This window comes from Brevibacillus nigriterrae, assembly GCF_049846925.1.
GTDB lineage: Bacteria > Bacillota > Bacilli > Brevibacillales > Brevibacillaceae > Brevibacillus_H.
In genome coordinates, this window is sequence record NZ_JBNCMT010000009.1 from 1 (window position 1) to 22,057 (window position 22,057).

The following is a 22,057-nucleotide window of genomic DNA, read 5'->3' on the forward strand; positions in this document are numbered from 1 at the left end:
TTACTCCGATTGACTTCCTGAATGATGTCTGCATAAGGGGAACGAGGAGCACCTTTTGTCCCTGTTCCGATCAGACCGTCAATGATTCCATCGTACGTCTCCCAATGTATTGGCGCAGGTCCGTAAACGAAGCTTTTGATTCCGAGACGGGCAATCACGTCACGCTGAAAGCCTGCCTCACCTGTAAGCTGCTCAGATGGCACTGCATAGATAATATCCACATGTATGCCTTGTTCCGTCAGGTGTCTGGCAGCAACCAGTCCATCTGCGCCATTGTTGCCTTTTCCCACGAGAACAGCCCATTTTTGTGAGCCTGCTTGCATTTGGTGGCTATTTTCCTTTACAAACGAAATCACTTCCTGGGCAACTGCGTTACCTGCGTTTTCCATCAATAGGGTTGCGGGAATGCCCATGGTTTGAATAACGTATTCATCAAGCCTGCGCATTTCTTCGGCGGTTACAACATACATAACAAACTCTCCCTATCAGGTATTTCTTTCATTATACTCAAAAAAAGAAGCAAATCAGGAAATGGATGGAAAGGAGAATTCGTATGCCACTATCAAAAGTGAGAGCTTTTGTGCAAAATTTTGATTCGACATTGGAACCACTTATTTTCAAAGAAGGATTACATACTTCCCAGGAAGCTGCTGATGCACTTGGAGTTGAGGTGGGACAGATCGCCAAGTCCATCCTCTTTCGAACAAAGGAGGGATTTGCCCTTTTTGTCGCTTCTGGAGATGTCCGAATCAATACCAAACGGGTGAAACAACTGCTTGGTTCATCTCCCAAAATGGCCTCTCCACAAGAAGTTGAAGAGGTTACTGGTTTTATCGTAGGGGCTGTATGCCCATTTGCACTAGCGCAACCGACTCCGATTTTTATTGATGAGACTCTGTCACGATTTGAACTGATCTACACAGCCGCAGGAATTCCTGAGTCGCTGTTACCGATTCGATTCGAACAATTAATCGAGATAACTGGCGGGATGGTAACCAATGTAGCAGAGGAAGTTTGAAATGGGGAAGAAATGATAATTATTCAGGATAGTGTGAGAGCTATCCTTTTTTATTTTCAATGTATATACATTGCATTAGCTATTCCTGAGAAAACTGAAAAGGGCTGAATTTCCACGTGATCGCTTATGACAGGAGGTTTTCTCATTGCAGCTCACCCTTGATCGGAAGGAAACTGGACAAGTTGCTCAAAAAATCGTTGCATTCCGGACTTTTATCGTAAATGTATGCATTGTAGAACTGGAAGACCGGGTTAAAAAAGAATGGGTATTAGTCGATGCGGGAACATCATTTTCAACAAACCAGATTGTCGAGACAGCAAGGAAATTATTTGGTCCTGACAGTCGCCCAGAAGCAATTGTTTTGACTCATGGACATTTTGATCATGTCGGTGCATTACTGCCACTCATCCGTAAATGGGATGTTCCCGTGTATGCACATGAATTAGAAATTCCGTTTCTAACAGGGCAGACAAATTATCCACCAGCCGATCCGATGGTTGGGGGAGGGCTGATGGCTTTCATTTCTCCCATGTATCCCCGCCGTTCCATTGATTTGGGAGACCGGGTGAGGGCGCTTCCTGCAGATGGACGTATCCCGTTTATGCCTGGTTGGCACTATGTTCACACGCCTGGTCATACTCCTGGGCACATTTCGTTATTCAGGGATCAGGACAGAGTGCTGCTCTCGGGTGATGCGATTATTACCGTCCGACAAGAATCAGCATGGGCCGTTCTTACCCAGAGGAAAGAAATCCACGGTCCGCCCAAATACTTTACCCCGGATTGGAAGGCATCCAAAGAATCAGTCGAAAAACTTGCCGCCTTGCAGCCGTCCACACTAATTCCCGGACATGGTCTACCGATGGCAGGAGATGAGCTGACAAAAAATCTTCGCATGTTAGTCAGTCACTTTGAGAAAATTGCTGTTCCTCGTCAAGGAAGATACGTATAACCCGTACTTATAACGGGTTATTTTTGTTTTGTGGCTGGTCGGATGTGGATATAGTATGATGGAACTATTCCAAAAATGGAAAGGAATAGAATCGCTATGAAATTTCAGCAACTTATAACTACAAGCGAACAATTCGAAGAGTTGCGCTCTCAATACGGATACCCGAGTGAAAGAGCAGCCAATAAAGTCATACCTCATCTAGACCATCATTGCCGCAACTTTATTTCCAAGTCTCCCTTTTTATCGCTTGCCACTTCAGATGTGAACGGGCAATGCGATGTTTCACCAAGAGGGGATCAGCCGGGTTTTGTCATTGTACTGGATGACCACCACCTGTTTATTCCTGAACGCCCGGGCAATAAAAGAATGGACTCAATTCAAAATATCTTGTCAAATCCTCATGTCGGCCTCAACTTCTATATTCCGGGATTGGGAGAAACCTTGAGAGTAAACGGGAAGGCTTTCATCTGCCGTGATCCGGAGCTACTCGAAAAAAGTGCGGTAAACGGTCGCAGTCCGTTATTCGGAATTGGTGTCGTAGTGGATGAATGTTATGTTCACTGTGCCAAAGCCTTCATCCGCTCCGGGCTGTGGAATCCTGATTCCTGGTTGCCCAAGGAGCAGCTTCCTTCGGTTCCGCAAATGTTAGTAGCGCATGCAAAAATCACCAATGCTACTGCTGAACAGGTAGCAAAAGATTTACAAGACGGATATATAAATCGGTTGTACTGAGGACAGACGCAAACAGTACCAATACCTGAAAAATAGGGTTTTGCGACAATTAGATGAGATAGCAAGCTAATTGACCGCCGCTTCAAATAAATGCCTGTTCATTATGAATGAACAGGCATTTTGGCTTATGCGCCAAGTACGGATGCTGTTGATTGTTTTTCTGTAAAGTGTTTATTCATAGTTCCAATAGGGTAAAGATCACTAGAGAAAAAGATAGTTGTTTTCTGGATAGGAGGCCTCATTCATGAATATGAGCAAAATAGGCATACGTTCGAGACTAATCATGATATCATTCTTGTTGCTTTTAATACCAAGTCTTGTCATAGGATTAGTCAGTTATAAATTGTCTGAGAATGCATTGAATGACTCAGGCGAAATTTTGTTGAAAAACCATGTGAATGCGACCATTGAGTTAATCAGTGCAATGGATGAGCAAGTCAAAGCAGGAAACATCTCATTGGAAGAAGCACAAGAGCGTGTAAAACAGGCAATCCTTGGACCGAAGCAAGCAGATGGAAAGCGACCGATAAATAAAAATCTCGATGTTGGTGAAAATGGGTATCTTTTTATCATGGATAAACAAGGGGTTTTGCTTGCTCACCCTTCTAAAGAAGGGGAAAGCCTGTGGGAGACCAAAGACCGGGATGGAGTTCTGGTCGGGCAAGAGATTATCAAAAGTGGTTTGAACACAGGAGGAGGATTTGCCTATTATGTATGGCCCCTCCCAACAAATAAAGATGATTTTAAACCCAAGATAACGTATGCCAAGGCAGAAGAGCATTGGGGATGGATCGTCAGTGCTGGTTCCTATCTGATGGATTACAATAAAGCAGCAGATGCCGTACTCGTCAATGTAGGGATAACCCTGACCATATCGCTGGTATTGGGTGCCGTTATCTGTTATTTCTATGCAATGAACATCGCAAATCCGATTACTGCCATGGCTTCTATGGCAACAAAAGTAGCGCAGGGAGATTTAACAGGCGAATCGATCGCAGTGAAACGGTCGGATGAGATTGGTGTCCTCGCTCAAAACTTTAATCACATGGTGGATAATATTAAAGGATTGCTTTCTCAAGTTTCCATGGCATCGAGTCAGGTAGCAGCTTCCTCTGAGCAATTAAGCGCAAATGCCTCCCATACGAGTATGGCAGCAGAGCAGGTAGCGGATGCCATGCAGCAAATGGCGAGCGGTGCGACGAAGCAAGTCACCCGATTGGAAGAAACCAATCAGATCACATCTGAAATCTCAAAAGGAATCGATCAGATTGCAATTAGTATCCAAACCGTTGCAGAAGCCTCTGTGGATGCAAGCGAGAAAGCGAACACTGGGACTGTGGTAGTGGAAAATGCCATTCAACAAATGAACATGATTCATCATAAAGTACAGGCAGCAGCAAGTGTAGTGAATCAGTTAGGCGATAAATCAAGTGAGATTGGACAGATCGTTTCACTGATTACCCAAATTGCAGGTCAAACCAACTTGTTGGCACTGAATGCAGCCATCGAAGCAGCTCGTGCAGGTGAGCAAGGACGTGGATTTGCCGTTGTAGCCGATGAAGTGCGAAAGCTCGCAGAACAATCCAGTATCGCAGCGAACAAGATTAGCGCTTTGATTACGGAAATACAGACAGATACGCTTCAAGCTGTAGAGGTCATGGATGAAGGAACGGCTGCTGTCACAAACGGAATTTCCATGGTGAATCTTTCAGGAGATTCCTTTAAAGAGATTTTGCAAGCAATTGATGAAGTTTCCGGGCAGGCACAGGATGTATCTGCGATTGTTCAACAAGTGAATGCGGGTACACAAGTAATGGTTACCGGGATGGAGCAAGCAACGGAAATTTCAGAGAAGCACTCTCGTGAGACACAAAGTATCGTTCGAATTGTCAGTGACCAGGTGGCATCAATGGAAGAGGTCACCTCATCATCAGAAATGCTAGCCAAAATGGCCGAAGAATTGCAAGAAATTGTCCTCAAATTCAAGCTGTAGAGAATAAAAGGCAGAGCCAACTTTTAACAGAGGCTCTGCCTTTTTCTGTGAAAAACGTCTCGACGTTTTTCATTAATGTGGATGTGACCGTTTTGCTAGATGATTTCATTTGAGCAATGGACAGGCGTTCTCGCGGTTCCTTTCTCCATAAAGAGAATTCGGTCTCCTAACTTTTGTGCCTCATCCAAATCATGTGTAACCAGTAAGATCGGAATCTTCCATTGACGGTGCAATTGAAGCAAAATGTCATGACACTGACCTCTCGTTTCCTGGTCCAAAGCGGAAAATGGTTCGTCCAATAGCAGGATATGAGGCTCCGTTGCAAGTGCACGAGCCAAGGCAACACGCTGCTTTTCCCCGCCAGAAATGGCAGAAGGATATTTCCCGATCAAATGTTCAATTCTCATTACGTCCAGAAGCTGTCGGATCAGAGGGGACTGGATGGTAAAGCCGTTTTTCTGGGCACCGTACAAAATGTTCTTTTCCACGCTCATGTGAGGGAACAGGGCATAGTCCTGAAACAAATACCCTACCTTTCTTTGTTGAATAGGGAGCGGACGTTTGCCGGTTTCAAAAAAGGTTTGGTTGGAAAGAGAAATCACGCCATCATCCGGGTGTGTGATGCCAGCGATGGTATTGAGGATGGTAGTTTTACCTGATCCGGACGGACCGAACAGGACAAGAATTTCATCGGTGATCTGGAACTCGACATCCAGTAAAAAATGGTTTAATTGTTTACGTATTTGTACGGTTAGCATGAAGCGCTCTCTCCATTCATCGTTTGAAACGTTCCAGGTTACGCTTGCTCCACCAGTTCAGCCACATGATCGTACTGAACCCAAGTGCGATAATGATTGCTACCCAGAAGGAAGCCTTCCCCATATCCCCATTCTCAACAGCGAAATAAATCGCTACTGGAATCGTATCTGTCTTGCCGGGGATATATCCTGCGATCATTAATGTAGCTCCAAATTCACCGAGAGCACGAGCAAAAGCAAGGACAAGTCCTGCCAGAACCCCAGGCCAGGCAAGGGGAAATGAAACGGTCCAGAAGACTCGCCACTCCGATGCCCCCATCGTGCGTGCAGCAATTTCCAAATTTTTGTCTACGGTTTTGAAAGCAGCCGTAGAGCTTTGATACATCAAAGGAAAGGACACAACAACCGATGCAATCACAGCACCAATCAAGGAAAATACGATCTGGATATCAAACTGTTCCAGAAGCCATTTTCCTATCCAACCGTTTTTCCCAAATAGCACCAATAATCCAAATCCAACAACTGTAGGAGGGAGAACAAGGGGTAATAGGAAAATCGATTCAAGAACACTTTTTCCGATAAACTCTTTGCGTGCAAAATATCGTGCCAGCAGCACTCCACCGAAAAAAACGATGGAGGTGGCTATGCCGGCAACTTTCAGAGACAAATACAGGGGAGTATAGTCTACTTCAGTCATGGAAGCCACCTTTCAATCGATTACTTCACGAAGAAGCCGTGTTTTTGTAGGATAGAGATTCCTTTATCACTGTTCAGGTAATCAAGGAATACATCCGCTTGTGCTTGTTGCTTGGAAGCGGAAAGCACAGCACCTGGATAAATGATTGGTTTGCCATTTTTCATTGGCAATGCCTAGAATTTTTACCTTATCCGTGCTCAAAGCATCAGAGGTAAATACCACTCCGAGATCTACGTTGCCTGACTCAACATAAGTTAATACTTGACGTACATCACTACCGTACACAATTTTACCTTGCAGCTTGTCCCACAGTTTGACAGACTCGAAGGTTTCCTTGGCATAGCGGCCGGCAGGAACACTTTCCGGGTTGCCAAATGCGATTTGTTTGAGTGAAGCAACATCAATTTTATCGAAACTAGTTAATGGAAGCTTAGAGTCTTTCGGAGCAATTAACACCAATTGGTTTCCAGCAAAGTTAACTCGTGTGTTTGGAACCAGAGAAGAAGTTGATTGTAGTGTATCCATCTCTTTTTGTGAAGCAGAGAGGAAGACGTCTACTGGAGCACCTTGCTGAATTTGTGTAAGCAGTTTGCCTGAACTACCAAATGTAAAGGTAAGATTATAATTTGGGTATTCTTCGGAGAAGCCCGTTTTCAACTCATTCATGGCATCTGTCAAACTTGCTGCTGCTGCAATCGTCAGGTTTGCTTTTTGACCCATCAATTTCGGTGTAACGATAGCAACTGAGTTGGCATGACCATTCCAGATTACATTTGCACCCAATGCCTCGCTGATAAAGCGGAGGGGAACCATTGTTTTGTTGTTCACTGTTTGGGCAGCAACCTCTAATGTAACACTTTTGCTATTAATTTTTGCAGTTTTCGAACCGATTTGCAATTGGATTGTCGTTGCAGCCTGTTTTGCGATAACCGTTTTTTGGCTTCCATTCCACTCAACAGTAGCACCCAATGCCTCGAAGATATCTCTCATTGGTACGAGTGTTCGGCCTTCTTTGATCACTGGAGGTTGGCTTACTGATAATGCTTTGCCGTCAACTTTCAGTGAAATTGCTCCTGCTGCTTCTGCTTGTTTTACGAAGGCAGGTGAAAACTGGGCGGCGATAAGAGACAAGGACAACATGAAGAGAAATAAATAAGACTTTACATGCTTAAACAACCTGTTCACTCCTTTATTTGATTTAAGATAAATTGTAATGAGTATTTCTATCTTATTATATTCATCACAATTGATCGACAAAACTAGATATATTTAAATATAACTAAATATCACTTGATATACTAATACATCCTTCGGGAAATGTCATCAGGGAATTCCCTGATAAGTGTAATTTAATCTCCTTATAGTTTTATCGATTGTCTTTTGTTACGATATTGTTAAGAGTTTTCATGTTTTTCAATTCCTTCGAGCTTACCTGCCTAAGGTGAAAGCTATGGTCGGTAGGCCTGGGTAATCGTGATTCGCCCACAGGGTATAGAGGGAAACTGAGATACCTTCACTTTTCTGAAAAGAAGGGAGATTTTTAAGTCATGCAACAGGAAAAAATAATTTGGACAGATGCAAGCATTCGCTGGTTTGTTGAATCTGCCAGACACACGAAGTATTATGAAGAGATTGTCAAGCAGTGCTCGTTTTTGTTTCGACCGTCCATGCAGGTGCTTGATTTGGGTTGTGGTGCCGGTATTCTTAGTCAAGCAATAGCTCCACATGTCGGATTTGTTCAGGCAGTGGATAGTTGTCCAAAAGCAGTTCAAAGCCTTTTTGAACGAATGATGCAAGAGAAGATTACGAATATCTCTTGTGCACTGGTGGATTGGAAAACGTGGAGACCTACCAGACAAGCGGATGTGGTTATTGTCAGACAACCTGACTTGCTTAACCAGTTGGACCGATTAAAGAATGCGACGAAACAGTATATCGTAGCTATTTTTCCTGACCCCAAGAAAGAAAATCGGTTTTTTCTCGGGAACATATCGTTGCCGGCGATTAATCACTGGCATCCAGGCACGTTGCAAAAGACAACCCAACAATTGAAAGAACGGAATATACCGTACCACCTCATTCGGATTTCCAGTGAATATGGGCAGTATTTTAAGCAATTGAGTGATTTTGAAGAATTCCTTGAATTTTATTATCAAATTCCAATTGGCTCAGTCTCACCTGAAATACAAAAGACGCTGTTACTTAAAAAAGAGGAAGGGTACTATTTGCCCGAAAAGAGACAAAGTGGAATCATCATCATAAAAAAAGAAGATATCACTGCATACCCGCCTCGACAGAAGTCAAATATAAAAATAAGCTTGTAACCTTGTTGGCAATGAGATGATAACCGTTGAAATCTACTTCTGTTATGGTAAATGGCATAGGATGTTTACAGAATAAAACCCGTCCCTCTATAAATGAGGAACGGGTTTTGATATTTCTCGGGCACTAATTCAATCAGTCTGATCTTGTGTTTTGTTTTTATATTTTTGTCTTATCATAGAGAGCATTCCAACCGTTGCTACTGCAATGAGCGAACTGCAGCCAAGCCCGCAAGAACCGCAGATGCCATTGCAAAGCTGAGCGGCAGGTCCTATCACGGAACTGCCGATCGTTAATCCTGCTGCGCCTGCTCCTGTAGAAAGGGAAACCAGCTTTTCTTTTCTGATACGGATAGACGACTTCATCAGGATCACACCCCTTTTTGCGTTTCTGTGCACGGTTCGGAAATCATGGGAATAGTGGCTTGGTTCCAACCGCGATTGCCTGCTCCATACGTAATTGCATTCGTTGGACAGACAGCCGTACATTGGCGACAGGTAATGCAATGGTGAATGGAGTAAGTGATTTTTTCATCTCCCAATTTCAGCGCTTTCATAGGGCAAGCTTTCACACAGGATTGACATGAGACGCATTTTTCTTTGGCATATTTTAATTTGTAGGTAAAGGGGAGACGGGCACCGACGCTATGAATAAGGCTTTGCAAGGCACCGACAGGACACATGAAATTACAATATCCACGTCCACCCTTGGTTAATGCTCCAAAGATGATCAGCCACAAGAATGCGGTGAGAATGATCGTCGAACTTAACACGCCAATATCTCTCCACAACCCGCCGTTCATCATCTTTTCGAGGAATCCGTAAGTGCAATAGGAGCAGTTCAGCGAGCCCGTAGTAAGCGGGGCAAGAATAAATCCCGCTAGAAATCCGTAGCGAATAGGGGCAGGATTCACGTATTTCGTCCAGTCAATCTTGAATTGATCGGGGACAAGTCTGCTTACATATTCAGATATGGCTCCGGCTGTACAGAGTCTAGCACAGAAAAAAGCACCAACGAAGAAAGCGGAACCCATCAAAAGAAGCAGGCTAATCCCTTGGACAGAAAGCAGGTCAATGCCTTTCCCGCCAAACAGGTTGGCAATCGGGATGCGGAAACAAGTGGCGTGAATATCTCCTCCCTTGTCTCCATGCAACATCCACGTCAAGGCTTTGTTAAAATAAGCAAAAGGCGCATAAAACAGCAAGAAGCCTACGATGTACCATAACCCCCGACGAAACAGGTACTTTCTCGATTTGATTTGAATCTTGGTTGCCTTCTTAGGGCGTAAGATCGATAACATGGTTAATGTCCACCTTCATGTTTTTGATGATCTTGCTTGGAATTGTTGCTGTTTGGTTTATCTTGATAACGAGAATTAATGATTTCAATAGGAATCGATCCAACCAGCAAGTTTGTTTTGGTATTAATAAATTGGATTTCTGATGTAGCGATATGGGCTTGCTTTTGCAAATAACTAGGTACTTCGACTTGAATGGTCATGCCAAGCACACTTCCCGGTTCAATCGGACGCATGACTTTTCCAGTTAATTCGTCATACACATCATGCACGTCCATTTTGACTTCTCCAGGGAATCCTACTAATTTAATTTGCAGATAGAGCGGGTCTTTGCTTGCGTTTTTGATTCCGCTTTTTCCATGTCCAGTTGAGAGAGAAACCCAGTCCGGCTGAACGAATCTCTTGGGCGCTCCTTGTTGGCCCATGTCAATAACGGCAGGCTTGTTGTGAAGATTGGTGAGTTCTCCCTGAAATTTGGCGCTTTCTGCGGCGAGCGAGGTTTTGTAGTACCCCGCACCTAATGTGATGGATACTGATAAAATAAAGATAATAAGTGCAATGATCTTCGTGTTGCCAATTCTGTTTCGCATCCACATTCCTCCTGATATATAAAAGGGATTTATATCAGGAACAAATATAACACTTCTCTTTTTCTGCCCAATATGGCTCAGAGGGGCTAACTTTTGGATAAATATGTATATTTTGAGAACGGAACCGAAACGAACCGAACCAATCTTTGCATAAGAAAAAAGCTTCCCTTTTCACAGGGAAGCTTCTCTATTCGCTCATTATAGATGAGCAGCTAATACTTGAACAAATTGCTCCAGATAGCGTTGGTCAAGCTCGTCAAAGCGATTTTTGATCGGGCTGTCGATATCCAGAACACCGAGCAGCTCATCATTTTTGATGATCGGAACGACAATCTCCGATTGAGAGGCCGCATCGCAGGCGATATGACCGGGGAACAAATGAACATCTTCTACACGGACGGTCTCTCTTTTTGCTGCCGATGTGCCGCAAACGCCTTTGCCGAGTGGAATACGCACGCAAGCAGGCAGTCCTTGGAACGGCCCCAGAATTAATTGCTCCTCGTCATATAAATAGAAACCAACCCAGTTGATCTCTTGCAAAAACAGGTTCAACAGAGCGGCTGCATTCGACAGATTAGCGATCCGATTAGTCTCGTCCTCTATCAACGCTTGTAATTGTTGAATAACCAACTGATAATTTTCTTCTCGGGTTCCTGTGTAATTGCTGACATGAAACATCGGTAATCTCCTTCTTTCTATTGATGGTATGTAGTTTCGTAGGGGATGGTTCTATTGAAAACCGTACGCTTTCAGGATGGATTGTCCTTTTTCACTGCGGATATAATCCAGAAATAATTGCGCTTCTTTCTGGTGAGCGGACGAAGAGAGTACAGCTCCAGGGTATTGGATTGGTTTATGCCACTCGGGCTTTGCCTCACCGAGTACCTTCACTTTGCCGGAAGTTTTGACGTCCGATGTATAGACAATGCCGACTTCCGCATTTCCGGATTCTACATAGGCAAGCACCTGGCGAACATCAGAAGCGAAAACCAGCTTTTCTTTCACCTGTGTCCAGAACCCCAGATGGGTGAGCGTCTCTTTGGCGTATCGTCCAGCAGGCACTGACTCTGGTTCACCAATCGCTAAATGAGTAAAAGGAACTGAGGCAAGTGCATCGAATGAAGTGGTATGAATCGGACTATCCTTTCTGGTAATGAGGGCTAGCTCATTGCTGGCAAAATTGATTCGAGACCCTGTGAGAATGGCATTCTTTTGTTGCAGGCGATCCATATCTTTTTGACTCGCAGACAAAAATAAGTCGGAAGGTGCCCCTTGTTCAATTTGTGTTGCCAATTTGCCTGAACTGCCAAAAGTATATGTTACAATGATAGCAGGATTTTCTAATTCGAAAGCATGCTTCATCTCTGTCATAGCGTCTGATAAACTGGCAGCAGCGGAAACCAGTAACTCTGCTTGTTTTGTTGGTGGAGAATAGCCTGCTCCACAACCAACTAAGAAGAAAAGCAGCAAGAATGATATGCTTGAGCGGAGAAGTGTAGTGACTGACATGATTTCCTCCAATAACCGTTTTTCTTACATTACTACCTTACCTGTTCCAAGCTATGTTGAAAAGAGAAAGAACCAAAACGGCTGTAGACGTTTTAAATCAACCATACGGAGGATACTTATGAACAAGGGTGTATCGTATACCACAGAAGAAATTTCGCAGATTCTTCGCGTATCCAAACTGACCGTGTATGATCTGATCAAACGAGGCGAGCTTCCTGCCTATCGTGTGGGAAGACAAATGCGTGTGGATTCCGAAGATCTTGAAGCATATAAGGTTCGATCCAAAGGGGAACAAAAATCAGCAAAGCACATTTCTTCCCAGACCACGGCCGTTCATCCGCATCAACAGCAAGAAGTGACGTGGCCAACGATGCCTTCTGCCAACCGATCCGTGATTATCAGCGGCCAAGACATCAGCCTTGATCTGTTGGCTAACCATTTGGAAAAGAGGGGAAGCGGCTTTCGAACACTGCGTTCTCATCAAGGCAGTCTGAACAGCTTAATTTCTATGTATCAGGGTGAGTCAGATATTGTCAGTACACATTTGCTTGATGCGGATTCTGGAGAATTTAATATTCCGTACATACGCAAGATCTTGGTTGGACAGTCATATCTGGTCGTGAATATGATGTCGAGATGGGCAGGCTTCTATGTACAGCCGGGGAATCCGAAAGCATTAACGGGCTGGAAAGATTTATCTCGTACCGATATTTCTCTGGTGAACCGTGAGAGAGGATCAGGGGCACGCATCCTTCTCGACGAGCAGCTCCGGGTGCACGGAATTTCCAAATGGGGACGAAAAGGCTATGAGCAGGAAGAATCGAGCCATTTGGGTGTAGCGAGCGTCATCGCAAGCGGGCAAGCAGATGTAGGGGTTGGCATCGAAAAGGCAGCACGCATGGTAGGCATTGACTTTGTTCCATTAATCAAGGAAAGCTATGATCTTGTTCTGTTAAAGACATCCCGAAACCAGCAGATGATTGAAGTAGTTTTGGAGATTTTGCGTTCACAAGCGTTCCAAAATGAAATTTCATCTCTGGGCGGATATGACATTTCTCGAACAGGTTCTATTCTTTATGAGACAGAGTAGACAAATAGGAGGGAAGAGACGATGAAGATACTGGTTTTGAACGGCAGTTCCAGAGACAATGGGAATACGGAGCTATTGACGAAGACAATGCTTGCAGGGATCGATTACACAACTATCAATTTGCGGGAAAAAACCATTCAGCCCATCGACGACAAACGCCATGCGGCAGGGGGCTTCCAACCGATTGATGATGATTTTGATGACGTAATTACACAGGTCCTACAGCACGACATCATCGTTTTTGCAACACCACTCTACTGGTACGGGATGTCTGGTTTGTTGAAGAATTTCGTTGATCGATGGTCACAGGCGCTTCGTGATTCTCGTTACACCTTCAAAGAGGATATGGCCAAAAAAGAAGCCTATGTGGTGATAGCTGGTGGTGACAACCCACGCTTCAAAGCACTTCCGCTGATTCAACAATTCCAATATGTCTTCGGATTCGTTGGCACGACTTTCAGTGGATATTTGATCGGGAAAGGAAGCATGCCAGGCGAAGTAGCGAATGATCAACGGGCAATGGCTGATGCACAGCTTCTCAATCAACAATTCCGAAACCTGTTAGGCTAGGAGCACCCATTTTTTGTGTGCTCCGCTGGTTATCCAATCATTTTTGACAACTCCGCATAGGTTAAAATTAGTATTTATTATAATTTTTTCTGTGAGGGGAAATAATGGAGCACAAAATAAGAAGAGCACCTTTCTTTAGCGTGGTTATTCCGACGTATAATCGAAAACGATGGGTAATCAAGGCCATCAAAAGTGTTCTCAAGCAAACCTGCAGAGATTATGAAATCATTGTTGTTGACGATGGCTCCAAGGACCAGACAAAGAATAAAGTTAGAAAAAAATTTGGTACCCGTGTTCGCTATATTTATCAGAAAAACAATGGGCCTTCCTCGGCAAGGAATAGAGGGATCCGTCATGCGAGAGGAAGATATATTGCTCTCCTTGACTCAGATGACCGCTTTCTGAGGCATAAATTGGAGCTGAACAAGCGTTTTTTGGAGCGCCGTCCTCAATGTAAATTTCTGCATAACTGGTATTACGATATACGACGTAGCAATAAGACGAAGGTTCAAAAGCCAAAGTCTTGCAAAAACTTGACTCATTTTCGACACAGCTTGTATCGGAGAAAGTTTACCATTCGAACATCCACAGCAGTCATCCATCGAGATTGTTTTCGCAGGGTAGGATACTTTAATACAAAATACCGCTTTTCTCAGGATTGGGATATGTGGCTGCGCCTCGCCGCACGTTACTACGGTTACTGCCAAAAGATACCCCTTGTTAAGTACTTCCGAACCAAGAAAAAAAGGAATCATCGCAAAATCAGAAAAAATCATCAGAAAATACGTAGAAAAATTATGAATAAGTATAAATGGAGCGGTGCCTATTTGAGAAAACTCGATCGAAAATACAAAAAAAAAGGATGAGATGATCATGCCTAAAAAGCGAGCCATCCTTCACTATAAATGGTCACTGAGTGATGGCCATGTCATGCAGCAAATTACTCAAGTGAAGTCCTACAAAGGAATCCTCCTTGCCCGTGAACCCAAACGAATATGGAAAGCATCGAATCTGAAAGACCACATATGCCCAATTGGCAAGCTGTTGGAGAATCCTCGCAAGGTCATCAAAAAACACCGCATTAAAGCCATCCACATTCATCATGCTACACTTGCATCCAAACTGCTGCACCTGAAAAAGAAGTATGGTTTACCCATGATTGTCGGTGTGCGTGGAAAAGATGCCACCTCTTATCCGAAAAAAAAGGAAAATAAACAATTTCTCGAAAAGCTTTTCAAAACAGCCGACTTGTTTTTGCCTGTATGCCACCATCTAAAGGATCAATTAATCAAGCTGGGCTGCCCCAAGAAGAAAATTCGTGTGCTGTATGGTGGAGTGGACCTGTCTCGCTTCAAATTTACTCCACGAAAATTTCCGAAAGACCGTCCTGTGCGATTTTTGGCTGTCGGACGGTTTGTTAATAAAAAAGGCTTCGAAGATTTGATCGACGCATTTGCCATTTTGCAAAAGAATCATAAAAACACAGAGCTCACGCTAATTGGAGAAGGCGAAAGGCTGAAAAAGTATCAAAGAAAAATTGCCAAATACGGATTGAACGATCAGGTGCACATCATTCCCTGGGTCAATTATCAAAAAATCCAGGATGCCTATTTTGAGGCAGACATCTTTTGTGCACCCAGTCGAACGGATAAGGATGGAAATCAGGAAGGAATCCCCAATACATTAAAAGAAGCGATGGCCACAGGAATGCCCTGTATCGCAACAAAACACGCCGGAATTCCGGAAATAATGAAAAGTAAAGTATCTGGGCTGCTCGTCCCAGAACAAAACGTCAACCGATTAGCCAAAGCGATGAAAGCCATAATCGAACATCCAGAAAAATGGGAGCGGTACAGTGTAAACGCCCGCAAAAAAATTGTAAAATCGTTTAATTTAACAAAACAGTTGGCGAAGCAAAAGGGTTATTATGATGAGTTGCTCAAAAAAGGCTAGTTGCCTGCTTTACGAAATCCTGCCTCCACAGCTTCCTGTTCTGTGCAGAACCACTTTTCTGGCTTCGTCTGTTGATACGAGCGACTTTCGGGCAGGTGGTAGATTTTTTCGCCTTTTTTTGTAATGTTTCCTTTGATTTTTGGAGCATCGCAGGGAGCAGGAGGATCCTCTTGCTCGGTGTCTGCATTCGAATCAAATCCTTTAGGACCTGCATAATCTTCGATCGACCAGATTCCCTTCTTTGCTTTTCTAGCCTCATCTTGAATTTCACGATATCGATCCACGTATTTTACATTGGGAACATAGACGTATGCGACTCTGGCTAGACCGTTCTCGAGAAGCATTTCTTGTACCGAATTGCCGTTGATATAGATGTAGTACAGATACCGCCCATACTTGTCTGGCCCAGGTGAAACATCCTGCTCTAACTCTATTTGTTGTCCGTCCAAGAGCTTCTTGGTAAACTGGTATGCTTCTTCTCCGAACGGTTGCTTGCGGAGTGTTGGGTGATGCGTTTCAGGCGTATCCACCAGCAAGAAACGAATCGTTGCTGTTTGGTTGTCAAAACGAGCTTTTATGGTATCTCCGTCGATTACTTTGATAACCTGAGCGGGAATTCGATTCGGATTTGTCTGAGCTGTTTGGTTCGTACAACCTGACAGGAATAGGCTTGTAATAAGGAAAAGCAACAGTAGCAACTTTCTCATGATGTCTCCTTTAGCTTGGAAATAATGATATTTCTAGGATGAGTTGCCCAATCTTTTGACGAACAAGACACGATCGTTTCCTTTTCCATCATAGTTGTGAACAACAGGAATACCGTTGATTGTACTTGTCCCTTCCTCCATTGCAAAGCCCATTCGCTGATGAAAGGCGATGGACGTTTTATTGATAGGGGAGGTAATACACCGGATGGTATCACAATGTTTCGAGCGAATCGTTTCGAAAAACTGATCATATAATTGTGCGGCAATGCCTGCCTTCCGATGATCGGGATGTACTCCAACAAAATGAATATACGCTTCATTGGGGCGAGATTGAGAGATGAATCCAATCAAGAAACCAATCATTGTATCTTCTTGCTCAACGATAAAGCTTGTATCTGCAAAGTGGACAAAAAATAGTTTGGGAAGCATATCCGCCATGGGACGGCCATCCCACCAGTCATTAATCACAGAAATCACCTGAGGATAGTCTGACTCCCTGATCATTCGAATGTTCATATTTCTCACCTACACCAATAAAGTAATGACCCATCCCAAAACAACCAGCCAGATCAGTACGATGATGGCTCCAGCAAACCAATTGCGGGGCTTTTTATTTTGGGAGTTTTCCATTGCTTGTGCTCGACACTCTGCAAGCACATCAGCGGGAATCATGCGAATGGCAAAATAGATTCCAAGAGGTACGAGAATGATATCATCGAGCAGTCCCAGCACAGGGATGAAATCAGGAATCAAATCAATCGGACTGCAGGCATACGCCACAACAAGCAGCGTAAAAATTTTCGCATAGAGCGGGACTCGTGGGTGTTTGTAAGCAAGCAGCAAAACAAATAGTTCTCTTTTGATTTGTTTTGCTTTTTCCTTACTCTTTTGAATGAGATTGCTCACTTGAATCACCTTTATCCTCTGTAGAAAGCTTTCGTTGAATCACTGATTGATTGTGCTCTTCCAAGAGCCTTCGAATATCACGGAGAACTTGCTGATTTTGCCTCAACAGTTCAGTATTTCTTGAATTGTCGATGGCATTGCGGACGACCAGATACATCACAAACAGATTAAATACCCACAGCATAATGCCGATTACTTCCATGATAAAACCCTCCCTTACCCTTCTCATTATACCTTCTCTTCCGAACAAGAAAAAATGCTCCTGACCATCAGGAGCATTGATTACGTACATTCAACTTCTTTTATTAGATTGGCGACCGTCTGGGACAGCTCGTCAGCTTCATCCCAATTCACTTTGATCGTAAAGTGAAGTGATTTCAATTTGTTCAAGGTTGATTCTTTTGGTACACATTGGAGGTTATGATCAACCATTGTACACTCTAGCTCCTGTACAATATACCTTCTTAACTGGTTTCGATTCAAAGACAGCCCTCCTCTGCAAATTTTCATAGTCATCAGCTCTATCATAACGCGATATCCATGCGAAGTATGTCGAGCAGTGGAGGGAATAGAAAGAATTATGTGTCAATTATAAGACGATTTGTAGTTTCTACAGACTCGAGCTACGTATCGACAACGAATTGAAACTGCGGATGTTTGAACAGCACAATAAAATTTTTATCCTGACTTAATCCCGTGTACAAATCTTCGGGTGAAAAGAGGCCATGGTCGTTGGAAAAACGCATCCCTGCTCCATAAAAATAGCTCATCCACACCAGCTTCGAACAATAAACTCCTTGCCAGGGATCCTCCAAGGGGACATTGGGGAGAAGAGAAAATGGCGGCAGATTGTGACCACGCTGTACATTCGCCTGATACTTCTGCAAATAGTCCAGGGCAGACAGTGCAGCTTTTTGTCCCAGTTCGCTGGAAGCAGGGCGGATGACCACATAAATCGGATGATCACGTTGAAAGAAGGATATGGGGACTTTGCGGATAGTAGGGAAGGTTACAGCGGCTTCTACCATGTGATTCGAATCAACGACAATAGCAGAGTGCCCCATGTAACCAGGAGGAAATCCATTCACATTTGTACAACCGACCAGTATGTCGCCAGGTCGAAAGTTACTATTCACCAATCAATCCCTCCAATCTGCTATATGGATATGCGACTTTTGGAAAACTGGGTACCTATCTTCTCTGATAGGAACCAGTCGACTGGGCAACAATAACGTTTGTAGAGAAAATCACCACAGGAGGAAAGTATGAAGGATACTAGCGAATTTCCCCAAGTTGATATGCCAGATGAATTCACACAAGTCGATCGCCCAGAAGTTGAAATCACCACACCGCATCCAGCAGATCCCTCTAACCCGCAAGCAGTTGCCAGTACAGCAGGCGGAGGTATTGCGTCAAAGGAAAACCAGGCGATGGAGCAAATTGGTTTTACTCAGAAATAATAAGGGCTGTTCCATACAAAAAGACGCCATGCTAATTTGGCGTCTTTCCTGTTTGAATTGCGTATTTTCAGTGACCCATATGCTGCATATTGGTTGAAGGAGTTGATCCTACGATAGATGGGTCTACCATCCCAAAAATCATGGCAACGTGTGCAACAACGAGGAAGCCGCCAATCAGGATAAAGTGAATTTTCATTCGCTCGTCATCCGATTTATGCTTGGCAATGACGCCTAAATCCAGCAAAGCAAGTGGGAACAGGAACAATACTCCGGAAAGATAAAATCCAACTGCTACCACGTCTACCCATGTGAGCCATCCACCAGTTGTGGTAAGCGGAATTACTGCATTTACAAAGAGGTATAAGAAAATGCCAAGGAAGTAGAAGCCGAGAAAGATCGAAGCACACTTGTTCAACGTACGCAGTGTTCCTGATTTGAGCCGATTGAAGATAATGAAAAATTCGGATATGGTAATCGTTTCTGCCAGGATAACGGGAATCGCCATAAAGATGATCAGGTTCCAGGGTTGGTTTTCAGCAAGTAAGGACATATAGTGTGTCATCGACATATAGTTACACTCCTTCAAGATTTGTCTCTGTTTTACATTTCAATTATCGAAGACAAATCTGAAGGAATTATGAAGAAAACATCATGCCCTTCTGTCGAAAAGGTTAACGTTTTGTGTCTGACAAGACGTCTTTTACCTCATTTTTTTCATCTAGGTTGGTTTTGATTCCGATAAATGGGCCTTTGGGTGCTGGAGCGATAACCCGATCCACCAACTCTTGAAAATCAGGTTTGGAAAGAATGTGATCGTTTTGGCTCATGGTTCGTTCACCTCCTATACAAACTAGTCTCTCTGAACGATGGAAGTCTTATGTTGATTTTTCTCCTTTAATAGCTGAAAATATTGGCAGTAAACATAGATGGTGAATGAAGGAGTATGGTTGATGTCCTCTACGATCTTGCTTGTGGATGATGAGCCACAAATTCTTGATGTCCTTTCCTCCTATGTCAAAGCGGATGGATTCCACGTTTTGACAGCGAGTAATGGAAAAGATGCGATTGAGCTTGCTCTGACCTATCCTCTGGGTCTCATAATACTTGATCTGATGCTGCCTGATCTGGGGGGAGAAGAAGTCTGCCAGGCTGTACGAAAACATTCCCGTGTGCCGATCATCATGTTGACAGCCAAGAGCGGAGAAGCCGAGCGAATCAATGGTTTATCCATCGGTGCCGACGATTACCTGGTCAAGCCATTTAGCCCACGGGAGTTGATGGCAAGAGTCAGGGCGATCCTGCGTCGCAGCGGAGAGCATAAGGTGCTTAGCGATTTTTTGACGATTGGCGACCTGCATATCTCCTTGCCCGATGCAAAAGTAACTAAAAAAAATCAAATCATTGAGCTTACCCCCAATGAATACAGGCTCTTGCTCACACTGGCACAGCATCCGGGGCGAATTTGGAAGCGGGATGATCTGATCACAGAAGTGCTCGGCATTGATTTCTCTGGAAGCGACAGAACGATTGATACGCATGTGAAAAACCTGAGACAAAAAATTGAGGACGACCCTAAAGAACCAGGCTATATCAAAACGATTTACGGAATGGGATATCGACTGGATATACCGTCAGAATATGGGAAGTGACGTATGCAGCGATTATGGATGAAACTGGCGATGGCGCTTATGTTGGTTAGCGGGGGAGGGATTCTCCTGTCAACATTGTTATCGGTTCAGGAAATGGACTATCACTTCGGGATGTATGTAACAGACATGGATGAAATGTATGCAGAACAATTGATAAAACAGCTACAAGCAGAATATCAGCAAGAGCAGGGGTGGGGGCCACAGGCAGACCGGTTGCTGAAGGAAGTAGCTTCTGTACTTGGCTTGAAATTGTCCCTACTGGATAAAAACTATGAATTGATCGTAACAACCGAGCCAGAAGGAAAGGCGAATCAGCCGAAATTACCCAATACCAGTACGGAAGAGCATGCGGGAGCGGCAGACCATGCTGGACAAGCAGGCCATGCAGGTCACTCAGGAAATGTGGATCAACAGCAGTCAGAAAGGATATTCCCCATTCATATGAATGGTCAGTTGGCAGGAATTCTCCTGATCGAACATACTGACCGTTTGGCTGCCAATGCGATGGAGGAGCATTTTCAGATGGCCCATACATCCGCATTGGTCTGGACAATGATTCTCTTGACTACCTTTGTCTGTGTCGTTAGCATCCTGCTTGCACGACGTCTGGTGAAGCCAGTGATCGAAATGAGCAAATCGGCCAAGCTTGCGGCTACAGGGGATTACTCTGTACAGGTAACCGAACTGAAATCAGAGGATGAGTTGGCTGAACTGGTTACTTCCTTTAATCAACTCGTCATCGCTCTCAAATCACAGGAAGAGCTGAGAAAAAGGTTAACGTCCGACATTTCACACGAATTACGAACACCGCTCAACACATTATTGGCGCAGGTGGAAGGGATGATTGACGGGATCTGGGAGTCCAACGCTGTGAATCTGGAGTCCATGCGCCTGGAAGTATTGCGTTTATCCGGATTGGTTCAGGATCTTGACCTAGTTCTAAAGGCAGAGGCTGGCGAACAGCAATTAATTATCGAAAGCGTACGGGTTCATCACCTGCTTGAAGAGGTCGTTCATTCGATGAGCGCTTCTTTTCAACGGCAGAATGTATCACTTGATTTCGAATGCAATCGTGACTGGCATATGGAAGGAGACAGAACGAGGCTGTCCCAGATTCTGATGAATTTGCTCGCGAATGCATTAAAGCATACGCCTGAAGGCGGAGCGGTTAAAATTACCGTCATGCAGGTGTGGGATCGACTGCAGATAGAAGTGCGAGATTCCGGTGTTGGCATTTCGCCTGATGATATCCCGTTCGTATTTGAACGCTTTTACCGAGGGGATCGTTCGAGACAGCGCGGTACGGGAGGTTCTGGTCTCGGACTCACCATTGTCAAACGTTTGGTCGAGGCGCATCATGGCACCATCCACATTTCAAGCAAGCAAGGACAAGGAACCACGGTAACTATGGAGTTTCCTCAACTCTTCCACCAGGGTTGAATCTGCAAGACCTCAGCTACTTTTAGCCAATCGCCGTCAAAGCGAATGGCCCGATCATCGATATAGGCAGATGCCTTTGGCTTCACATTTGTGACCGGGATTGCTGGAAAACCGTGTTTTATCAGCCATTTGCTGATCGCTTCCGGCTCACGCACCGAGTGAATAACAAACTGATGTGTACGCTGATACACCGTCAGGAATTCCAAAGCTCCTGCAATCGGTTTGCCCGTATGATGCTTTCCTCTCCATCCGGTATATTCGGCCAGCACTCCATCGAAGTCCAAGGAAACGGTAGGCTTTCTAGGCATGTGAGATCCTCCTGAATTGGTGTAGATGTAATTGTATTATTTGTCACCTCCGATGCGTTGCACACAGGGAAAAGGTAACAGGGAAGATAAAGAGCCTTGTGTGAAC

31 protein-coding genes and 1 riboswitch are annotated in these 22,057 nt (G+C 44.2%); of the genes, 12 read left to right on the forward strand and 19 right to left on the reverse strand.

Translation table 11 applies throughout. From position 1 onward, the window contains the following. The coding region (locus ACPW7N_RS08505) for an NAD(P)H-hydrate epimerase (RefSeq protein WP_425650627.1) at window positions 1-470 on the reverse strand (470 nt) is incomplete at its 3' end. Window positions 471-553: 83 nt separating this feature from the next. On the opposite strand from ACPW7N_RS08505, the gene ACPW7N_RS08510 reads away from it, so the two are divergent. The 4 genes from ACPW7N_RS08510 (at window position 554) to ACPW7N_RS08525 (ending at window position 4,695) form a co-directional block, all read left to right on the forward strand. Then, window positions 554-1,018 carry a YbaK/EbsC family protein gene (locus tag ACPW7N_RS08510; RefSeq protein WP_425650628.1) on the forward strand — a complete coding sequence of 155 codons (465 nt, stop codon included), beginning with the start codon at window positions 554-556 and terminating at the stop codon, window positions 1,016-1,018. Between the two features lie 145 nt (window positions 1,019-1,163). Beyond that, complete coding sequence (locus ACPW7N_RS08515; protein ID WP_425650629.1) at window positions 1,164-1,970, forward strand: MBL fold metallo-hydrolase; 807 nt, start codon at window positions 1,164-1,166, stop codon at window positions 1,968-1,970. A gap of 96 nt (window positions 1,971-2,066) precedes the next feature. Beyond that, window positions 2,067-2,702 carry a pyridoxamine 5'-phosphate oxidase family protein gene (locus ACPW7N_RS08520; RefSeq protein ID WP_425650630.1) on the forward strand — a complete coding sequence of 212 codons (636 nt, stop codon included), beginning with the start codon at window positions 2,067-2,069 and terminating at the stop codon, window positions 2,700-2,702. Between the two features lie 244 nt (window positions 2,703-2,946). Then, entirely contained in the window at window positions 2,947-4,695 is a 1,749-nt protein-coding gene (locus tag ACPW7N_RS08525) for a methyl-accepting chemotaxis protein (protein WP_425650631.1), read from the forward strand. A gap of 95 nt (window positions 4,696-4,790) precedes the next feature. On the opposite strand, the gene ACPW7N_RS08530 is transcribed toward ACPW7N_RS08525, so the two are convergent. Genes ACPW7N_RS08530 through modA (ACPW7N_RS08545) form a run of 4 tightly spaced genes read right to left on the reverse strand, consistent with a single transcriptional unit; the run spans window position 4,791 to window position 7,326 of the window. Continuing rightward, window positions 4,791-5,453, reverse strand: coding sequence for an ATP-binding cassette domain-containing protein (locus ACPW7N_RS08530; RefSeq protein ID WP_425650632.1), 663 nt, complete (start codon window positions 5,451-5,453; stop codon window positions 4,791-4,793). Window positions 5,454-5,469: 16 nt separating this feature from the next. Continuing rightward, window positions 5,470-6,150: a molybdate ABC transporter permease subunit gene (modB, locus tag ACPW7N_RS08535; protein WP_425650633.1), complete on the reverse strand. Its 681-nt coding sequence runs from the start codon at window positions 6,148-6,150 to the stop codon at window positions 5,470-5,472. Between the two features lie 20 nt (window positions 6,151-6,170). After that, complete coding sequence (locus tag ACPW7N_RS08540) at window positions 6,171-6,278, reverse strand: substrate-binding domain-containing protein (RefSeq protein WP_425650634.1); 108 nt, start codon at window positions 6,276-6,278, stop codon at window positions 6,171-6,173. Next, on the reverse strand, window positions 6,232-7,326 hold the full coding sequence (gene modA, locus ACPW7N_RS08545) for a molybdate ABC transporter substrate-binding protein (RefSeq protein WP_425650635.1): 1,095 nt from the start codon (window positions 7,324-7,326) through the stop codon (window positions 6,232-6,234). The genes ACPW7N_RS08540 and modA (ACPW7N_RS08545) overlap by 47 nt, the downstream gene beginning before the upstream one ends. A gap of 232 nt (window positions 7,327-7,558) precedes the next feature. Then, window positions 7,559-7,698, forward strand: a riboswitch (molybdenum cofactor riboswitch). Between modA (ACPW7N_RS08545) and ACPW7N_RS08550 the strand changes: the two genes are divergently transcribed. Beyond that, the gene (locus ACPW7N_RS08550) at window positions 7,698-8,474 is read left to right on the forward strand and encodes a class I SAM-dependent methyltransferase (RefSeq protein ID WP_425650636.1); all 777 of its coding nucleotides are present in this window, start codon (window positions 7,698-7,700) and stop codon (window positions 8,472-8,474) included. Its footprint overlaps the riboswitch before it by 1 nt. Window positions 8,475-8,603: 129 nt before the next feature. Here the strand turns inward: ACPW7N_RS08550 and ACPW7N_RS08555 are convergent, their stop codons facing one another. The 5 genes from ACPW7N_RS08555 to modA (ACPW7N_RS08575) form a co-directional block, all read right to left on the reverse strand. After that, window positions 8,604-8,837, reverse strand: coding sequence for a hypothetical protein (locus tag ACPW7N_RS08555; RefSeq protein ID WP_425650637.1), 234 nt, complete (start codon window positions 8,835-8,837; stop codon window positions 8,604-8,606). 5 nt (window positions 8,838-8,842) lie between these two features. Then, window positions 8,843-9,772 (reverse strand): 4Fe-4S dicluster domain-containing protein, encoded by a 930-nt coding sequence (locus ACPW7N_RS08560; RefSeq protein WP_425650638.1) that lies wholly within the window; start codon window positions 9,770-9,772, stop codon window positions 8,843-8,845. 2 nt (window positions 9,773-9,774) lie between these two features. Beyond that, a complete protein-coding gene (locus ACPW7N_RS08565) occupies window positions 9,775-10,359 on the reverse strand; it encodes a hypothetical protein (RefSeq protein WP_425650639.1) in 585 nt (194 codons plus the stop codon). 198 nt (window positions 10,360-10,557) lie between these two features. Then, window positions 10,558-11,037, reverse strand: a complete 480-nt coding sequence (locus ACPW7N_RS08570; protein ID WP_425650640.1) for a GAF domain-containing protein — start codon at window positions 11,035-11,037, stop codon at window positions 10,558-10,560. Window positions 11,038-11,088: 51 nt separating this feature from the next. Then, window positions 11,089-11,868, reverse strand: a complete 780-nt coding sequence (gene modA, locus ACPW7N_RS08575) for a molybdate ABC transporter substrate-binding protein (RefSeq protein WP_425650641.1) — start codon at window positions 11,866-11,868, stop codon at window positions 11,089-11,091. A 118-nt stretch (window positions 11,869-11,986) separates the two neighbouring features. Between modA (ACPW7N_RS08575) and ACPW7N_RS08580 the strand changes: the two genes are divergently transcribed. From ACPW7N_RS08580 to ACPW7N_RS08595, 4 genes are all read left to right on the forward strand, one after another. Then, window positions 11,987-12,958 carry a substrate-binding domain-containing protein gene (locus ACPW7N_RS08580; RefSeq protein ID WP_425650642.1) on the forward strand — a complete coding sequence of 324 codons (972 nt, stop codon included), beginning with the start codon at window positions 11,987-11,989 and terminating at the stop codon, window positions 12,956-12,958. Between the two features lie 27 nt (window positions 12,959-12,985). Next, a complete protein-coding gene (locus ACPW7N_RS08585) occupies window positions 12,986-13,528 on the forward strand; it encodes a flavodoxin family protein (protein ID WP_425650787.1) in 543 nt (180 codons plus the stop codon). A gap of 104 nt (window positions 13,529-13,632) precedes the next feature. Then, window positions 13,633-14,394: a glycosyltransferase gene (locus ACPW7N_RS08590; protein WP_425650643.1), complete on the forward strand. Its 762-nt coding sequence runs from the start codon at window positions 13,633-13,635 to the stop codon at window positions 14,392-14,394. A gap of 7 nt (window positions 14,395-14,401) precedes the next feature. Further along, the gene (locus tag ACPW7N_RS08595; protein ID WP_425650644.1) at window positions 14,402-15,481 is read left to right on the forward strand and encodes a glycosyltransferase; all 1,080 of its coding nucleotides are present in this window, start codon (window positions 14,402-14,404) and stop codon (window positions 15,479-15,481) included. On the opposite strand, the gene ACPW7N_RS08600 is transcribed toward ACPW7N_RS08595, so the two are convergent. From ACPW7N_RS08600 to ACPW7N_RS08625, 6 genes are all read right to left on the reverse strand, one after another. Next, window positions 15,478-16,188, reverse strand: coding sequence for a thermonuclease family protein (locus tag ACPW7N_RS08600; RefSeq protein WP_425650645.1), 711 nt, complete (start codon window positions 16,186-16,188; stop codon window positions 15,478-15,480). The two genes, ACPW7N_RS08595 and ACPW7N_RS08600, sit on opposite strands and share 4 nt — an antisense overlap. Before the next feature lie 33 nt (window positions 16,189-16,221). Then, window positions 16,222-16,704 carry a GNAT family N-acetyltransferase gene (locus tag ACPW7N_RS08605; RefSeq protein ID WP_425650646.1) on the reverse strand — a complete coding sequence of 161 codons (483 nt, stop codon included), beginning with the start codon at window positions 16,702-16,704 and terminating at the stop codon, window positions 16,222-16,224. Window positions 16,705-16,713: 9 nt separating this feature from the next. Further along, window positions 16,714-17,094, reverse strand: a complete 381-nt coding sequence (locus ACPW7N_RS08610) for a YkvA family protein (RefSeq protein ID WP_425650647.1) — start codon at window positions 17,092-17,094, stop codon at window positions 16,714-16,716. Next, window positions 17,069-17,296 (reverse strand): hypothetical protein, encoded by a 228-nt coding sequence (locus ACPW7N_RS08615; RefSeq protein ID WP_425650648.1) that lies wholly within the window; start codon window positions 17,294-17,296, stop codon window positions 17,069-17,071. Before ACPW7N_RS08615 ends, ACPW7N_RS08610 begins: the two co-directional genes overlap by 26 nt. A gap of 80 nt (window positions 17,297-17,376) precedes the next feature. After that, window positions 17,377-17,577 carry a hypothetical protein gene (locus ACPW7N_RS08620; RefSeq protein WP_425650649.1) on the reverse strand — a complete coding sequence of 67 codons (201 nt, stop codon included), beginning with the start codon at window positions 17,575-17,577 and terminating at the stop codon, window positions 17,377-17,379. 140 nt (window positions 17,578-17,717) lie between these two features. Next, a complete protein-coding gene (locus ACPW7N_RS08625) occupies window positions 17,718-18,230 on the reverse strand; it encodes a hypothetical protein (protein WP_425650650.1) in 513 nt (170 codons plus the stop codon). A 129-nt stretch (window positions 18,231-18,359) separates the two neighbouring features. Here ACPW7N_RS08625 and ACPW7N_RS08630 point away from each other — a divergent pair, with 129 nt between their 5' ends. Further along, entirely contained in the window at window positions 18,360-18,554 is a 195-nt protein-coding gene (locus tag ACPW7N_RS08630; protein WP_425650651.1) for a hypothetical protein, read from the forward strand. 67 nt (window positions 18,555-18,621) lie between these two features. Here the strand turns inward: ACPW7N_RS08630 and ACPW7N_RS08635 are convergent, their stop codons facing one another. Next, complete coding sequence (locus ACPW7N_RS08635) at window positions 18,622-19,122, reverse strand: DUF6803 family protein (protein WP_425650652.1); 501 nt, start codon at window positions 19,120-19,122, stop codon at window positions 18,622-18,624. Between the two features lie 103 nt (window positions 19,123-19,225). Continuing rightward, on the reverse strand, window positions 19,226-19,381 hold the full coding sequence (locus ACPW7N_RS08640) for a hypothetical protein (RefSeq protein ID WP_425650653.1): 156 nt from the start codon (window positions 19,379-19,381) through the stop codon (window positions 19,226-19,228). Window positions 19,382-19,504: 123 nt separating this feature from the next. On the opposite strand from ACPW7N_RS08640, the gene ACPW7N_RS08645 reads away from it, so the two are divergent. Next, entirely contained in the window at window positions 19,505-20,203 is a 699-nt protein-coding gene (locus tag ACPW7N_RS08645) for a response regulator transcription factor (RefSeq protein WP_425650654.1), read from the forward strand. 3 nt (window positions 20,204-20,206) lie between these two features. After that, complete coding sequence (locus ACPW7N_RS08650) at window positions 20,207-21,643, forward strand: sensor histidine kinase (RefSeq protein ID WP_425650655.1); 1,437 nt, start codon at window positions 20,207-20,209, stop codon at window positions 21,641-21,643. On the opposite strand, the gene ACPW7N_RS08655 is transcribed toward ACPW7N_RS08650, so the two are convergent. Next, window positions 21,622-21,951, reverse strand: a complete 330-nt coding sequence (locus ACPW7N_RS08655; protein WP_425650656.1) for a hypothetical protein — start codon at window positions 21,949-21,951, stop codon at window positions 21,622-21,624. The two genes, ACPW7N_RS08650 and ACPW7N_RS08655, sit on opposite strands and share 22 nt — an antisense overlap. Between the last annotated feature and the right edge of the window lie 106 nt (window positions 21,952-22,057).

Excerpts from the sequence above, each read along its gene's own strand:
- ACPW7N_RS08510 (WP_425650628.1), top strand. The coding sequence starts at position 554 with ATGCCACTATCAAAAGTGAGAGCTTTTGTGCAAAATTTTGATTCGACA.
- ACPW7N_RS08520 (WP_425650630.1), top strand. The coding sequence starts at position 2,067 with ATGAAATTTCAGCAACTTATAACTACAAGCGAACAATTCGAAGAGTTG.
- ACPW7N_RS08525 (WP_425650631.1), top strand. The coding sequence starts at position 2,947 with ATGAATATGAGCAAAATAGGCATACGTTCGAGACTAATCATGATATCA.
- ACPW7N_RS08530 (WP_425650632.1), bottom strand. The coding sequence starts at position 5,453 with ATGCTAACCGTACAAATACGTAAACAATTAAACCATTTTTTACTGGAT.
- modB (WP_425650633.1), bottom strand. The coding sequence starts at position 6,150 with ATGACTGAAGTAGACTATACTCCCCTGTATTTGTCTCTGAAAGTTGCC.
- ACPW7N_RS08550 (WP_425650636.1), top strand. The coding sequence starts at position 7,698 with ATGCAACAGGAAAAAATAATTTGGACAGATGCAAGCATTCGCTGGTTT.
- ACPW7N_RS08555 (WP_425650637.1), bottom strand. The coding sequence starts at position 8,837 with ATGAAGTCGTCTATCCGTATCAGAAAAGAAAAGCTGGTTTCCCTTTCT.
- ACPW7N_RS08560 (WP_425650638.1), bottom strand. The coding sequence starts at position 9,772 with ATGTTATCGATCTTACGCCCTAAGAAGGCAACCAAGATTCAAATCAAA.
- ACPW7N_RS08565 (WP_425650639.1), bottom strand. The coding sequence starts at position 10,359 with ATGCGAAACAGAATTGGCAACACGAAGATCATTGCACTTATTATCTTT.
- ACPW7N_RS08570 (WP_425650640.1), bottom strand. The coding sequence starts at position 11,037 with ATGTTTCATGTCAGCAATTACACAGGAACCCGAGAAGAAAATTATCAG.
- modA (WP_425650641.1), bottom strand. The coding sequence starts at position 11,868 with ATGTCAGTCACTACACTTCTCCGCTCAAGCATATCATTCTTGCTGCTT.
- ACPW7N_RS08580 (WP_425650642.1), top strand. The coding sequence starts at position 11,987 with ATGAACAAGGGTGTATCGTATACCACAGAAGAAATTTCGCAGATTCTT.
- ACPW7N_RS08590 (WP_425650643.1), top strand. The coding sequence starts at position 13,633 with ATGGAGCACAAAATAAGAAGAGCACCTTTCTTTAGCGTGGTTATTCCG.
- ACPW7N_RS08595 (WP_425650644.1), top strand. The coding sequence starts at position 14,402 with ATGCCTAAAAAGCGAGCCATCCTTCACTATAAATGGTCACTGAGTGAT.
- ACPW7N_RS08600 (WP_425650645.1), bottom strand. The coding sequence starts at position 16,188 with ATGAGAAAGTTGCTACTGTTGCTTTTCCTTATTACAAGCCTATTCCTG.
- ACPW7N_RS08605 (WP_425650646.1), bottom strand. The coding sequence starts at position 16,704 with ATGAACATTCGAATGATCAGGGAGTCAGACTATCCTCAGGTGATTTCT.
- ACPW7N_RS08615 (WP_425650648.1), bottom strand. The coding sequence starts at position 17,296 with ATGGAAGTAATCGGCATTATGCTGTGGGTATTTAATCTGTTTGTGATG.
- ACPW7N_RS08630 (WP_425650651.1), top strand. The coding sequence starts at position 18,360 with ATGAAGGATACTAGCGAATTTCCCCAAGTTGATATGCCAGATGAATTC.
- ACPW7N_RS08635 (WP_425650652.1), bottom strand. The coding sequence starts at position 19,122 with ATGTCGATGACACACTATATGTCCTTACTTGCTGAAAACCAACCCTGG.
- ACPW7N_RS08640 (WP_425650653.1), bottom strand. The coding sequence starts at position 19,381 with ATGAGCCAAAACGATCACATTCTTTCCAAACCTGATTTTCAAGAGTTG.
- ACPW7N_RS08645 (WP_425650654.1), top strand. The coding sequence starts at position 19,505 with ATGTCCTCTACGATCTTGCTTGTGGATGATGAGCCACAAATTCTTGAT.
- ACPW7N_RS08650 (WP_425650655.1), top strand. The coding sequence starts at position 20,207 with ATGCAGCGATTATGGATGAAACTGGCGATGGCGCTTATGTTGGTTAGC.
- ACPW7N_RS08655 (WP_425650656.1), bottom strand. The coding sequence starts at position 21,951 with ATGCCTAGAAAGCCTACCGTTTCCTTGGACTTCGATGGAGTGCTGGCC.